The organism is Nocardia donostiensis (genome assembly GCF_002081715.1).
In the GTDB taxonomy this organism is placed as follows: Bacteria; Actinomycetota; Actinomycetes; order Mycobacteriales; family Mycobacteriaceae; genus Nocardia; species Nocardia donostiensis.
The window spans coordinates 79,150-92,679 of record NZ_MUKP01000015.1 but is presented as its reverse complement, the minus strand read 5'-3'; the positions used below and the strand labels follow the sequence as shown (position 1 = coordinate 92,679).

Genomic DNA, 13,530 nt, shown 5'->3' with positions numbered 1-13,530 from the left:
AACTGCGGTTGCTGTTTCGTTGATGTGACTACTGTCGTGGGAGCAGCTGATACAGAGCTGACACCCACCTGACGCCCCCGCTGACATGACGTCCGGCCTGTTGGACAGGGGGCCAGCCCGGGCACAATGGGCGGGTGCAGATCGGGTTGCTTGGGCCGCTGGAGATCCGAACAGACGACGGCGGATTGTTGGAGGTGCCGGGCGCTCGGTTGCGGGCGCTGTTGATCACGCTGGCGCTCGAACCCGGTCGTGCGGTTCCGAAGACGAAGCTGGTCGACTGGATCTGGGGTGAGCAGCCGCCCGCCGACGCGACGAACGCTTTGCAGGCGTTGGTTTCCCGATTGCGCCGGGTGTTGCCCGACGGTTCCCTCGATGTGCAGGCAGGGGGGTACCGGCTGGTGGTGGACCCGGGCACCGTCGATGCCGTGCGGTTCGATCAGCTGCTCGACCGAGCCCGGAGCGGCGACGACGCGCATCGGGCTCGGCTGCTGCGTGAGGCACTGGACCTGTGGCGCGGTGCGCCGATGCAGGACCTCGGGGACGGCGCCGACGTCGTCGCGGTGATCACCCGGTTCGACGGGCTGCGGCTGGCCGCGATGGAAGACCTGTACGAGGCGGAGATCCGGCTGGGTCGTGGGCCCGAACTGGTCGCCGAGCTGACCGACCTGGTCGCCCAGCGCCCGGTGCGGGAGCGGCTGGCCGGCGCGCTCATGCGGGCTCTCGGCGCCGCGGGCCGTGGCCCGGAGGCGTTGACGGTGTACCAGCGCACCCGGGAGGCACTGGCCGACGAACTGGGCGTCGACCCGTCGCCGGAGCTGTCCGCACTGCATGTCGCGCTGCTGCGGGGCGAGGTCGGGGCGCGGACCGAGGAACGCATCACGAACCTGCGCGCCGAGCTGACCAGTTTCGTCGGCAAGCACGCCGATATCGCTGCGGTCCGCGAACTCCTTGCAGCACACCGGCTGACGACCGTGACCGGGCCGGGCGGATCGGGGAAAACGCGGCTGGCGGTGGAGACCGCGCGCACCATGCTCGGCGACCTGCCCGACGGTGCCTGGCTAGTGGAGCTGGCCGGCGCCGACGGCAGCAGTGATCTGGCACAGTCGGCGCTGGCCGCGTTCGGGCTCAGGGACGCGCTACTGGGCAGCGCACCGAATGCCGAACCGATGGATCGGCTGATCGCGGCGATCCGCGATCGTGAAACCCTGTTGATCCTGGACAACTGTGAGCACATCATCGAGGCGGCGGCCGCCTTCGCCCACCACGTGCTCGGCGAGTGCACGCGGCTGCGGATCCTCGCGACGAGCCGGGAACCGCTCGGTATCACCGGTGAGGCGCTGTGGCAGGTCGAGCCACTGGCTCTGCCCGCCACGAACGCCGACCCTGACGCGATCGAGTCCTCTCCCGCCGTCGCGCTGCTACGGGACCGGGCGAGTGCGGTCTGCAAGGACCTCGCCGACGACGCGGGCACGTCGGCGACCATGGCCCGGATCTGCCGGGCACTCGATGGGATTCCGCTGGCGATCGAACTGGCCGCAGCCCGCTTGCGCACCATGTCCCTCGACCAGCTCGCGCACCGCCTCGACGACCGGTTCCGGCTGCTGACCGGCGGCAGCCGCACCGCGATTCCCCAACATCGCACCTTGCGCGCAGTGGTCGACTGGAGCTGGGAGTTGCTCAGCGACGCCGAACGGCTGGTGTTGCGCAGACTCGCGGTGTTCGCCGGTGGCGCGAGCCTGGAAGCGGCGGAACAGGTCTGCGCCGACAACAATAAGGTCGAGCAGTGGGAGGTCCTGGAACTGCTGACCACGCTGACCGAGAAATCGCTGCTGTTGGTCACCGCGGACGACAGCCCGCGCTTCCGCATGCTGGAGACGATCAAGCAGTATGCCGCCGACCGACTCGCCGAATCCGGTGAGGCGGAGGCGGCCCGCCGCGCACACCTGGACTACTTCACCGGTTTGGCGGCCACCGCAGAACCACACCTGCGCCGCGCCGAACAGTTGGCGTGGCTCGCCGTGCTCGAAGCCGAGCACGACAACCTCGCGGTAGCGATGCGCGGCGCGCTCGCGAGCGGGGACGCCGCCGGGGCGATGCGGCTCGCCGCAGCCGCGGGCTGGTATTGGTGGCTGGGCGGGCACAAGGGCGAGGGCACCGAGCTGGTCATCGCGGCCACCGAGCTACCCGGCGAAGTCGACGACGAGACCAAGGCGGTGGTGTACGGGCTGGTCGTGCATTTCGTGTCCTCGGGCCGCAACGACGAGCAGCAGGTCGCGGACTGGATCCGCAAGGCGCACCGGTTCGGCCGGGACGTGGACGGCGGCCATCCGGCGCTGCGGTTCACGGCCGCGCTGGAACGCATGCTGGGAGGGCCGCACGAATTTCTGCCCGCCTTCGAATCGGTGCTGCACGACGACGATCCGTGGGTGCGGGCCCTGGCCCGGCTCCAGCTGGGCAAGCTGCGTACCGTGCTCGGCCACGCCGGGTCGGAGCCGGACGAGTTCTTCGCCCAGGCGCTCACCGAGTTCCGTGCCCTCGGCGAGCGATGGGGGATGTCGTTCGCGCTGACCGAGCTGGCCAACCGGATCGCGATGCGCGGCGAGTTCGTCCGCGCCGTCACGCTGTTCGATGAGGCGATCGCGGTGGTCACCGAGGTGGGCGCGCTCGAGGACGTGGTCGCGATGCGAGCACGACAGGCGCAGCTGTACCAGTTGCTCGGCCGGACCGAGGAGAGCGCGGCAGCCCTGGCCGAAGCGCAGCGGTGCGCGGATCAGACCGGCTGGCCGACGGTTTTGGCCGAAGTCGCTTTGACTCGGGCAGAGCTGGCGAGGTGCAGCGGTGACACCGCGCTGGCACATCAGCAGATCGACCTCGCGCGCGCACTGTTCGGAAGCGATGCCGAACAGCCGAATATCAGTGCGATAGTGCATGTCCTGCTCGGCTGCCTCACCGAGGATCTCGCCGAGGCGACGACCCATTACGACGCAGCTTTTCAGGCGGCGTCGGCGACGGGGCACGCGCCCCTGATGGCCCACGTCCTCGTCGGAATCGCGGATCTGGCGTTGCGCGCCGAACAGTACGAGCAGGCCGCACGGCTGCTCGCGGCGAGTAACGCGGCACGCGGGCTGCCCGATCGTTCCCATCCGGACGTGGCGGGCATCGAGCAGACAGCACGACATCACCTCGGGGACCAGGGGTTCACCGAGGCGATGCGGAAAGGTGCGGTGGCGGATCGGGCCGAGCTGATCGCGGTCACGCTCGCTTCGTGAACGCGGCACGCGACCACAGGTCGGCACACCACCGGTTACCTGACGGTTCTGCCTTTCCCGATCCCGGTGACCAGCGCGGGCGAGCCCTCGCAGAACTCACGCACCTGCTGTCGGCGAGGTCAGCCGTCCGGTGGACGAGCCGGGGCAAGACATCCGATCGCAGTATCTGCGGGCCATGGCCAACCGGTCATCCACCGTGTCGGTGCTCGACGCGGTGGCAGTCGGCTCAGAGGCTGCTGCTCGCCTTCGCCAAGATCGCGGCGAGCAAGTCGTAATCGACATCTTGCCCCTCGACGATATCGGCGGTCTTGCGTTCCCCATTGCCCATCGACCTGAGCACTCCTTTGACCGCTTCGACCTCGGAGGCGTTGAACACCATGAACGACACCTTGCTCTTCGCCACGTGGATCACCGCGGCATGCCGTCCGTTCTTCAGAAAGTGTGGTTTGCCGTACTGGATCTGTTCTTCGGCCGCCGGGATCGTCTCATGGACCATACTGCGCAACTGCCGGCACACCTCGATCTGCCACGGCAGCGCCTTATCGATGTAGTGGGTGACTTCATTGTTGTATCGGGTGTCTTCGTTATTCATGGCGCCCTTCGTAAAACTCGATGATGATGGCCGGTACCGGCCGGATGGCCGTCGATCGGTATCGGTGGCCGCCTCGAGAGAGTGGATGCTCTCCTCGGCCAGCCCAGGGCAAGTATTTCAACGAATTCGCTTCCAGCGCGACAAATCCGGCGTTTGGGCGCCCCTCGTCGGGTCAGCTCGGAGCCACGGGTGAGGTGGTCTGGAGGCTCGAAGTTCTCACCGTGAACACCACGATCAACACAGTGGACGCACGAGTGCCCTCATCACGCGCTCCGTTCTGGCGGTGCGCATCGGCAACGGGCTCGTCACCGGCCTCTACTCCGGTCAGAACCAGTCGCTCACACGAGGATTGCACACTCGCTAATCTATGCAAGGATAATTTCAAACCGTGCAGGCATGCCAACTGCCACGCGACCGCCCGATCACGACTGGATCCGCCCGTGACAACCACATCGAGCGCTGCCATCGACCTCGATACGCTGTGTGACAAAGACCTTTGCCACCGTCGTGCTCTACAGCATCGACCTCGACCTTCTCTATGGCGATGGCGAGGTGATAGACGTCTTCAGCTCCGCGATAGCCGATACCCGAACCGGCCTGGTCGCACTTCGCCCGACTCGCCATGACGACATTGCGCACTCGTGCTCGGTAGCCGAGGAGAGCCGTGGTACATACTTTTCACAAGTGGATCCTCCAGGCGCATATGCTTCGCGTCGAGGACGCACTTGTGAAGGCGTTTCGTGATCTCAGTATCGGTATCGGCGAAGGCTGCTTCAAAGGAAGCAGCGGACGACTACGACGTGCTATCGACGAATTCAGCTCCAGAGATCACGAGGGCAGGATTATCGTCGAGGGCTCCGCGGTCACATCGACTCCGCAGACAGCCCGGCTCATCGAGCCCGGGGGCCCCGAACATCTTCACGCTCTGTGGTCCAGCCTATCGACTGCAGAGAAGGACGCGCTGTATCGGGCGGATCCGTTCATCGGCAACCGTAACGGTATCCCACACACCGACCGCGACCACTACAACCGACAGACCCTGACCATGCTCGAAGAACGAGCCGCCGCAGCAGACGACACCGAGGCCGTGAAATTCTACGGCCAGATCGAGAAGGCACTCGAGTCACCAGACGAATCACCACGACGTTACCTGTCATTGCTTGATGACGAATTCCATACGGCGATCTCCATCGGAAACCCCGACACCGCCGAGAACGTCGTGACCTTCGCCGCTCCTGCCGGGAGAAAAACCAATATGATCCCTTGGCTACCCGACACATCCGAGAAGATACGTCAGGCCGCCCTGTCAGCGGATCCGAACGCTGCAACATCGGTAATCGCGTGGTCCGGGTACGACATACCGTTCGCCGGCAGAATCGTCGATGCTGGTTACGCGCAGAAAGGAGCGCCGTTACTACGCGACTTCCAGGAAGGACTGCGCATAACGCACCAGGGGTCACAGTCGAACAACACCGTCATCGGCTTCTCCTACGCCTCCGTCCTCACTGGGCACGCGGCCGAGCAACCGCTGCATGCCGACAACATCGTTTTCGCAGGAAGCTTCGGAGTAGGCGCTCAGCGCGCTGCCGACCTGCGCCTGGTCGGCGTCGACCCTGCCGATATCGACCGTCACGTATTCTCCACCTCGGCCAAACACGATTCATTCCGGCTGATGCCCAAAACCCACGGCACGCCCCCCACCAGTCCCGGCTTCGGCAGTACTGTGTTCAGTACCGACTCAACCCGCGGCCCCTGGACCTCGCTGGGCTGGAAGCCGAGTGATCATCAGTCCTACTGGGACAGTAACAACCAAGCGCTGAGGAACATGGGGTTGATCATTACCGGCAACGGGCGATTGGTGACATGAAACGGTGGCAGCCCATCACAACTCGGAGCCACCCCGCACACCTCCGACCTGCACTTCGATCTCGTGGCGAAGGTGCGGAAACCCACTCCTCACAGCGATAACACACCCATAATCGAACTCACCCAGGCAATCCCATGAAACGAGACTGCCTGATTTCCGGTGGATCTGATCGCGGTCCGACGTATTACGTAGTGGCGTAACCGGTTCGGCGGGTTGAAGCCGATGTCGCTACACGACTCGCAGACCTCGAACAAGAGAACTCGACACTGAAACGGCTGCTCGCCGAGGCCGAACTGGAGAGTGGGCCGCTGACCGGACTGTAGCGCTGCCTTGTATGCCTCATGGAGCATGTCGATTGCGGTTCGCGCGTCGCCTGCCATGCAGATCGAAACCGCAAGAGTTTTGGCGGTGGCAAAGGTGTCGGGGTGGGTGGGCTGCCCACGTGCACATCGGCGTCTGAGTCTGCTATCGCAGCGAGGCGCTGCCTATCACATGCCCTCCGGCAAAATGTTCGGGTTCGCCCACACAGGCGGTTCCCGGCGAGGCAGTTCGGTGCGTCCGTCGAGCGACATGACCGGGGTGTTCGTCGCGCACGGGAAGTGCAGGCTGAAGGCCAGGAGGCCGGTACGGTCGGCGGCCGGCACAGTGCACATCTCGAGCACCGTCTGCGCGAGGTACTCGACCGGCTCGGTGTCGTAGCCCTCCGGCAGCAGCGCGGCCGCTCCCGGGGTCATGATGGCCGTCGATGGTCCCACCGCGTTGACCGCGATGCCGTCGTTGAGCAGTTCCGCCGCCAGGCCCTGGGTGAACCGGTGCAGCGCGGCCTTTGCCGAGGCGTAGACGACGTCGCCGGAGGTCTTGTTGTACTCGCGGAACGGCCTGATGGGGCTGAGGCCGGTAGATGATCCGATGTTGACGATCCAGCCACCGCCCTGCTTGCGCATATGCGGGATCGCGGCGCGACTGAGCACGAACGGCACCTCGAGGTAGTGCTGAACTGTCCGGTGGAACGTCGCGTCGCTCATCTTCTCGATCGCGCAGTAGTCGGCGAAACCCGCGTTGTTGACCAGGATGTCGAGGCCACCGATTTCCTCGACGACGCAGTCGACAAGGCCGGCGCGCTGCTGCGCGTCCTCCAGGTCTGCCGGGATCGCGATCGCCCGGCCCCCACGGCCTCGATCAGCTGCACGGTCTCCGCCAGGGAACCGGAAAGCACATGAGTTTCACCGTTGCGGATCGACGGGCTCGGGGAATGGGACCGAGCAGTGACGACGACGGTCGCGCCTTCCGCAGCCAGGCGCTGCGCAATCGCCTGCCCTATCCCGCGGCTACTGCCGGTTACCAGGGCGTTCCTGCCCGAGAGTCGCTGTGCCATGACCAACTTCCGCGCCTTGCTGTGGGTCCCCGTTCGCGCCGGGGCCTTCATCGTGCACTGCCGAACGGTGCCGTCCGACGGCCCGTTCCGCTCAATGGGACGATGACATGCGGCCATCGAGGATGTGCACGGCGCGTGGTTGACCGAGGAACTGGCCGGGCGCGGCGGGTGTACCCGGGTGACGGAAGCGGAGCAGGCAGCGTTGGCCGAGGGCCGGCGTGCGTTGCGGGAACTGGCGCGTGAGGTCCTCGGCGATCGCAGCGAGGACGCTGCGGACGGGTCGATGTGAGGGTGTCGGCGTGGTGACCGCAGCTGTGTTAAGCCGAACGTCGAGCAACTAGTGTCCGGCGCCGACGTAGAAGCGAATCAGCACCACCGCCGCGGGCGCGGAGATCGCTGTCGAGCGGGTCGTCCGGAAGCCGGTGGTGGACATGAACGGGTACCCCTCTTTCGGTTCAGTGGTGAGTGCTGTCGTCCTGCCGTATCGTCGGGCCATCGGTGAGGATGCGGCGCAGGCCGTAGACGAGCGTTCCGGCGGCCACGACCGCCGCGCCGGTGAGCATCGAGGACAGCGGCAAGGTGCAGGCCAGTAGGAGGCACCCGAGCAGCCCGAGAGCCGGGTCACGCGCGGGGGACCGGTTCTCGGCGCGGGTGGGTGCATGGACGGCTCAGACATGCAGGCTGGGCCGGTAGATGAGCTCTTGGATGTTGCCGTCGAGCGTCCGGCTCTCGATCAGCTCGAGGTCGAAGTCGGCCGCACCCTGGAAGATCGGGGCCATTCCGGTCCGACCGGTGATCACAGGGAAGAGCGTCACCTGGAGGTGATCGACCAGGCCGGCGGCCATCAGCGCCCGGTTCATCGACAAGCTCCCGTGCGAGCGCAACGGCACCTCGGATTCCTCCTTGAGCCGGGCGACGACGTCGACGGCGTCACCGCTCACGAGGGTCGCGTTCGGCCAGTCGAGAGGACCGTCCAGCGTGGTCGACACCACCGTTGCCGGGATACTCCGCATCCGGGTAACCCATGGATCACGGACTTCGGACCCCTCGGTGCTAGAGGCCAGCATCCGCGCAAATTCCCGGTACGTGTGGGCCCCGAAAACCATCCGCTGCTCCTCGCCATACACGGCGAGACGGTGGTCGAGCAACTCGGGGCCTTGTTTGCCCCAGTAGCCGCCCCAGTCACCGTCGGGGCCGTAGGAGCCGTAGCCGTCGAGGCTGGAGAAGACGTCGAAGGTGTAGGTAGCGGTCATTGTGTTCTCCTCGAGTGCAGTGTGTGTGGATACAGACTGGAAACCACGGCGAAACTCATCGCCGTTGGACTCCTGGAGTCCCGCCAACCCTGGATGCTGGCCCCGACACCCGACCGCGCAACCTGACGCGATGTTCACACCGCCTTCAGCGCCCTGAAGATCCGTGAAGCGACCACTGCCCGAAGATCGACTGCAGGTAGTTGATCGACGACGTCAGGAGCGCGTGAGGACGATGAGTTGCTGGGTCGCTCGGGTCATAGCGACATAGCGGTCGACCGCTCCTCCGACGCCCTCGCCGAACGCATCTGAGTTGACCACGACCAGGTCGAACTCGAGCCCCTTCGCCAGCTCCGGCGTCAGCGATCGGACGCGGGGAGTCGCGCGGAACGTCGGAACACCGATAACGCAGGCGATCCCGTCGGCATGCTCGGTGAGCCAGGTGTCGACGATCGAATCCAGGTCCGAAGCGGATCCGTGTACGACGGGGACGCCGCTGCTGCGGATGGAGGTCGGCACATTGGCGTCCGGAAGTACGGCGCGGATGACCGGCTCGGCTTCGGCCATGACCTCTTCCGGTGTCCGGTAGTTGATGCTCAGGGAGGCCAGGCTGCTCCGCTCCAGCCCGATCCGCTCTAGTCGTTCCTGCCATGACTCGGTGAACCCGTGCCGGGCCTGGGCACGGTCCCCGGCAATGGTGAAGCTCCGGGATGGACAGCGGAGCAGCAACATCTGCCACTCTGCGTCGGTGAGTTCCTGTGCTTCGTCCACGACGATGTGCGCGAAGGGGCCGGCGAGCAAGTCCGGGTCCGTCCTTGGCAGTGCGGCATCGTCGACCAGCATCTCCTGTAGGTCTTGCTGCCGCAGCTGCGTCATCAAGCCCTCACCGTCGCCGTAGTCGTCGGAGGCGATCAGGTCGTCGATGACGCTGGACATGCGTTCGCGTTCGGCGTTCACAGCGGCCTTGTACCGGCGCGTCCGGCGGGCCGCTTCCGGGTCTCCGAGCCGCTGGCGTGCTGCGTCCAGCAGCGGTAGGTCGGATACGGTCCACTGCTGGGCGTTCGCGCGTTGCAGCTTCCGGACCTCATCGGGGCTGAGCCAGGGCGCGCACTTCCGTAAGTAGGCGGGTACCGACCACAGGTCCCCGACGAGATCTGCTGCTTCGATCAACGTCCATGCGTTGTCGAGGGCCGTGCGCAATTCGTCGTTTCGCAGCAGCGATTTCCTGAGCTGGGCGGCCGGAATATCGCCGTCGTACTTGTCCACCAGGATCGTCAGCAGTAGATCCCAGATCTGCTCGCGTGCTTCATTGTGCGGAGTACCAGGTTCTGGTGCTTCGAACGCCTCGGCCCAGTCGTCGGCGCTCAGCCAGATGTCCGACCACTCGGTCGCCACCATCATTCCCTTGCTTGGCGGCTCCTCGTAGAACCTGACGGCCGCTTCGATCGCCTGCACCATTTCCACAGACGACTTCAGGCGCGCCACCTCCGGGTCGGCCTCGGTTGTTGCTGCCGCGCCCTCGGCGACGAGGTCGCCCACGGTGCACAGTTGCACACTCTCCTCGCCGAGGCTGGGTAAGACGTCGGCGACATAGGCCAGGTAAGGCTCATGCGGACCGACGAACAGCACGCCGTGCCGGAGTGCGGGGTCGGAGTAGAGCAGATAAGCGGCGCGATGCAGCGCGACGACGGTCTTGCCTGTACCCGGTCCGCCGTCGACGACGAGAGCACCGCGCGATCCTGCACGGATGATGGCGTCCTGATCGGCTTGAATGGTGCCGAGTACGTCCCGCATCCGGGCCGAACGGTTGCTACCCAGGCTGGCGATGAAGGCGGACTGGTCATCGAGCGCGGCGTTGCCTTCGAACCCTTCTGGGGTGAACACCTCGTCCCAGTAATCACTGATCCGGCCCCGAGTCCAGCGATACCTGCGGCGACGTGTCAGACCCATCGGGTTGGCATGGGTCGCTCCGAAGAACGGCTCGGCCGCAGGGGAGCGCCAGTCGACCAGCAGCTGATTTCCCGCGCTGTCCAGGAGGCCGAGTCGTCCGATGTACACCGGCTCCGGGTCGTCAGCGCTGACGATGTGTCCGAGGCACAGGTCCACACCGAAGCGGCGCAGGGTGCGTAGGCGTGCGGTCAGCCGGTGAATCTCGAAGTCCCGCTCCATAACCTCCTGGCCTAAGCGGCCGGGCGCCTTGCGGGTGGCGTCCAGGCGTTTGTTCAGGTCGGCGATGGATTGCTCGAGGCTTTCCGCGATGGCCGCGAAGCGCTGTTCGTCGGCGGCGATGAGCGTCGGGTCGGCCTTGCGGGAGAGGTGGTCAGGGATGTCGAACGCGCTGGTAGTCAGGGAGGTCACGTCATCAGCTCCGATGTGAGATTCGTTTCGTGGGGCCACTGTCGCCCCGGCGGCGCGGGCGTGGCGGCCACCCATCACCAGGTCGGCGTCCCCGCGCGACCCATGCCTCGACAAACGACACACGCAATTCGTTACCCCATTTCCGCAGGTTCTGGCTTCGGCGGGCAATTCTGCGGCATCACCCGGGTCTTGCCGCAAGCCCCGGGGTGCGCTATACATTGAAAGTGGAAGGAGTGGTTTTCTCCTCCCACATATCTCGCCCGTTGTGGACGGACCAATTCTGAGTCGGCGCGTCGACGCGTATGACACCGACGCGTATGACACCGATCTGTGGGGCAGGGATCGGCTGGTACTGGCAAGGAGAGACGCCGTCGCCGGGCGTGTCCCGCTCGCTGGGACGTGTCCGGCGGACGTGCTGCACTGCTGAGGGGCGAGCCTTTTCACCGCCCGCACCTATCCCCGGCGCCGAGTACTTTACGGCGTGCGGAACCCCTGAAAGGTCACGTGTTTGCGGGTCAGGAAGCCGAGCCGCTCGTAAAGGGTGATCGCGGCGGTGTTCGTCTCGGCCACATGCAGGAACGGACGTTGCTCGCGAGCCACTATCCGCGCGACGAGTGCCTGGACCAGGCGGGCGGCGTGGCCTCGTCCGCGGGCTTCGGGTGCGGTGCAGACGGCGCTGATCTCGGTCCATCCCGGTGGCCGGAGTCGTTCGCCTGCCATCGCCACCAGCGTGCCGTGATCGCGGATACCGAGATAGGTGCCGAGTTCGTGGGTGCGCGACCAGAACGGCCCCGGTTGCGTCCGCGCGACGAGGTCGAGCATCTCGGGCACGCTGTCCGCGCCCAACTCGACCACACCGGTATCGGTCTCGGCATGCGGATGATGTGGTCGGCTGCCGGCGGGCCAGATCATCTGGCGGCCTTCGAGGACGAAGACCGGCTCCCAGCCCGGCGGTGGTTGCGCCGCGCAGCTGAACATGTCGGCGAGCTCGCCTCGACCGAGCAGCCGCGCCAGGTCGGCCCACTCCTGCGGGTCCGGGTCGGTGCCTACCGCAGCGAAGGTCGCTACCTCCGGCAGGTAGGTGGCAGCCCGGCCGAGCCGACGGGCCAGGTGTGCGTGATGACCACGCAATGACTCACCCACCGGGTCGTCCAGCACGGCGTCGCAGTCCACCATTGTGCTGCGCCTCTGGTCGTTCGCCACGTCACGAGTATGCAGGGACACGCTGTCATGCCGCATGTCAACCCACGGCTCTACGATCTCCGGTCCACCGAGTCGCGTCCGAGTGGGCTGGGATGTTCGGAGTTATCTTTCGATTATGGGCTTCATCAGGGTCGGTTTCGGGGATCTACCCGATGCGAAGAGGCAAGGCTGAAGGCGAGACTCGACGGGACAAGATCGTTTCGATCGAAAGTGAGTCCATGGGTTTCACCCGTTTCCTCGCCCTCGCAGCAATTCTCGCCCCAGCATTGTGGACCGCGGCTGCCGTGCCCGGGTCTGCTGCGCCCACCACATCCGAGTCCGAGCTCGGTTCGGTGCTGCCCGCCCCGACCGGACTGTTCCCGGTCGGCGTCCAAGAATTCCACCTGGTCGACGACCGACCCGACCCGTGGGTCCCGGATCGTGACCGCGAACTGATGGTCTCCGCCTGGTATCCCGCCCAAGCGCCGGTCGGCAGGCCGGACGCCTACGCCACACCCGAGGAATCGGCACTCATCATCGCCTCGCTGGGCGTTACCGGCGTCGCGCCGGAGGCGTTCAGCACGATACGAACCCACGCCTATGTCGACGCGCCACGATGGGGCCTGCCACTACCCACAGTGGTGCTCTCACCCGGCTTCACCATGCCGCGTGCCTCGCTCACCGGCCTCGCCGAGGAACTCGCCAGCCGCGGTTACCTCGTCATCGGCATCGATCACACCTACGAGTCCGCCGCCGTGACCTTCCCGGACGGCCGCATCACCGAATGCCAGGCGTGCCGAGGTCGCCCGGACGGCGCGGCGGTCGCGCTCAACCGCGCGAAGGACGTGTCCTTCGTCCTCGACGAACTGGCCGAACGCCTGCCACTCGACTCGACCCGCATCGCCATGGGCGGCCACTCCGCGGGCGGCTTCACCGCGCCGTACGCGCTCGCCGAAGACGACAGGATCCGTGTGGGGTTCAACCTGGACGGAACGTTCCCTGCCACGCCCTACGGACGAGCTGTCGACCGCCCGTTCCTGATGATGGGCGCACCACACCACGCACCCGACGGCGAGTACGGCGCCAAATGGGCCGCGATCTATGACGCCTTCACAGGCTGGAAACGCTGGTTGTCGGTGGACGGCACGTCACACTCGTCCTTCACCGACTACGCGCCGATCGCCACGGCTCTCGGTATCGAGGTCCCGGAGACAACCATCGACGGCAACCGCGCGATGGACTTGACACGCCGATACGTCACCGCCTTCCTCGACAACCATCTGCGCAACATGCCGCAGCCAATCCTCGACGCCCCGAGTCCCGCAAACCCCGAGGTCCACTTCGGCTGAGCAGCCCGCCCGATGTCGTTGCTGCCCCTTGTACACGGGGTTGCGCACCCGGCAGGCGATCCTCCAACGGCACCGCCCACGCACATCGGTCGATGCCACCCACTGCTCGAGGAAACCGCGTTGCTGCAACAGTCGGCCACTGTGTGATCGTCGAACCGTGACCACACCGCTTTCTGCCACTGTTGAAAGCAGTTGTCCTGCTGATCATCCCAACGGACGAATCACGAACCTGACGGCGAGATGACCGCGACTATCGATGGTTGAGGCCGCGGAGCAAAGCTCGCTGAC

The 13,530-nt window shown here is 65.9% G+C and carries 9 protein-coding genes and 2 pseudogenes; 5 read left to right on the top strand and 6 right to left on the bottom strand.

From position 1 onward, the window contains the following. The first annotated feature begins 134 nt into the window (after positions 1–134). The gene (locus tag B0T44_RS12630; RefSeq protein WP_077115282.1) at positions 135–3,269 is read left to right on the top strand and encodes an AfsR/SARP family transcriptional regulator; all 3,135 of its coding nucleotides are present in this window, start codon (positions 135–137) and stop codon (positions 3,267–3,269) included. A gap of 226 nt (positions 3,270–3,495) precedes the next feature. On the opposite strand, the gene B0T44_RS12625 is transcribed toward B0T44_RS12630, so the two are convergent. Continuing rightward, positions 3,496–3,861: a DUF1801 domain-containing protein gene (locus B0T44_RS12625; RefSeq protein WP_077115281.1), complete on the bottom strand. Its 366-nt coding sequence runs from the start codon at positions 3,859–3,861 to the stop codon at positions 3,496–3,498. Positions 3,862–4,564: 703 nt separating this feature from the next. On the opposite strand from B0T44_RS12625, the gene B0T44_RS12620 reads away from it, so the two are divergent. After that, a complete protein-coding gene (locus tag B0T44_RS12620; RefSeq protein WP_139347679.1) occupies positions 4,565–5,728 on the top strand; it encodes an alpha/beta hydrolase in 1,164 nt (387 codons plus the stop codon). Between the two features lie 192 nt (positions 5,729–5,920). Continuing rightward, positions 5,921–6,039 (top strand): annotated as a pseudogene (locus tag B0T44_RS28700) (IS3 family transposase); the annotation flags it as partial. Between the two features lie 177 nt (positions 6,040–6,216). Here the strand turns inward: B0T44_RS28700 and B0T44_RS12610 are convergent. Next, positions 6,217–7,103, bottom strand: a pseudogene (locus B0T44_RS12610) (SDR family NAD(P)-dependent oxidoreductase). Positions 7,104–7,227: 124 nt separating this feature from the next. Here B0T44_RS12610 and B0T44_RS27145 point away from each other — a divergent pair. Then, a complete protein-coding gene (locus B0T44_RS27145) occupies positions 7,228–7,392 on the top strand; it encodes a hypothetical protein (RefSeq protein ID WP_175647945.1) in 165 nt (54 codons plus the stop codon). A 166-nt stretch (positions 7,393–7,558) separates the two neighbouring features. On the opposite strand, the gene B0T44_RS26515 is transcribed toward B0T44_RS27145, so the two are convergent. From B0T44_RS26515 to B0T44_RS12595, 4 genes are all read right to left on the bottom strand, one after another. After that, the gene (locus B0T44_RS26515) at positions 7,559–7,681 is read right to left on the bottom strand and encodes a hypothetical protein (RefSeq protein WP_254893677.1); all 123 of its coding nucleotides are present in this window, start codon (positions 7,679–7,681) and stop codon (positions 7,559–7,561) included. 90 nt (positions 7,682–7,771) lie between these two features. Beyond that, positions 7,772–8,356, bottom strand: coding sequence for a dihydrofolate reductase family protein (locus tag B0T44_RS12605; protein ID WP_077115278.1), 585 nt, complete (start codon positions 8,354–8,356; stop codon positions 7,772–7,774). A gap of 213 nt (positions 8,357–8,569) precedes the next feature. After that, complete coding sequence (gene helR / locus B0T44_RS12600) at positions 8,570–10,711, bottom strand: RNA polymerase recycling motor ATPase HelR (RefSeq protein ID WP_077115277.1); 2,142 nt, start codon at positions 10,709–10,711, stop codon at positions 8,570–8,572. A gap of 474 nt (positions 10,712–11,185) precedes the next feature. Continuing rightward, a complete protein-coding gene (locus B0T44_RS12595) occupies positions 11,186–11,914 on the bottom strand; it encodes a GNAT family N-acetyltransferase (protein WP_342749214.1) in 729 nt (242 codons plus the stop codon). A gap of 218 nt (positions 11,915–12,132) precedes the next feature. Between B0T44_RS12595 and B0T44_RS12590 the strand changes: the two genes are divergently transcribed. Beyond that, on the top strand, positions 12,133–13,242 hold the full coding sequence (locus tag B0T44_RS12590) for an alpha/beta hydrolase family protein (RefSeq protein ID WP_077115276.1): 1,110 nt from the start codon (positions 12,133–12,135) through the stop codon (positions 13,240–13,242). The last annotated feature ends 288 nt before the right edge of the window (positions 13,243–13,530 follow it).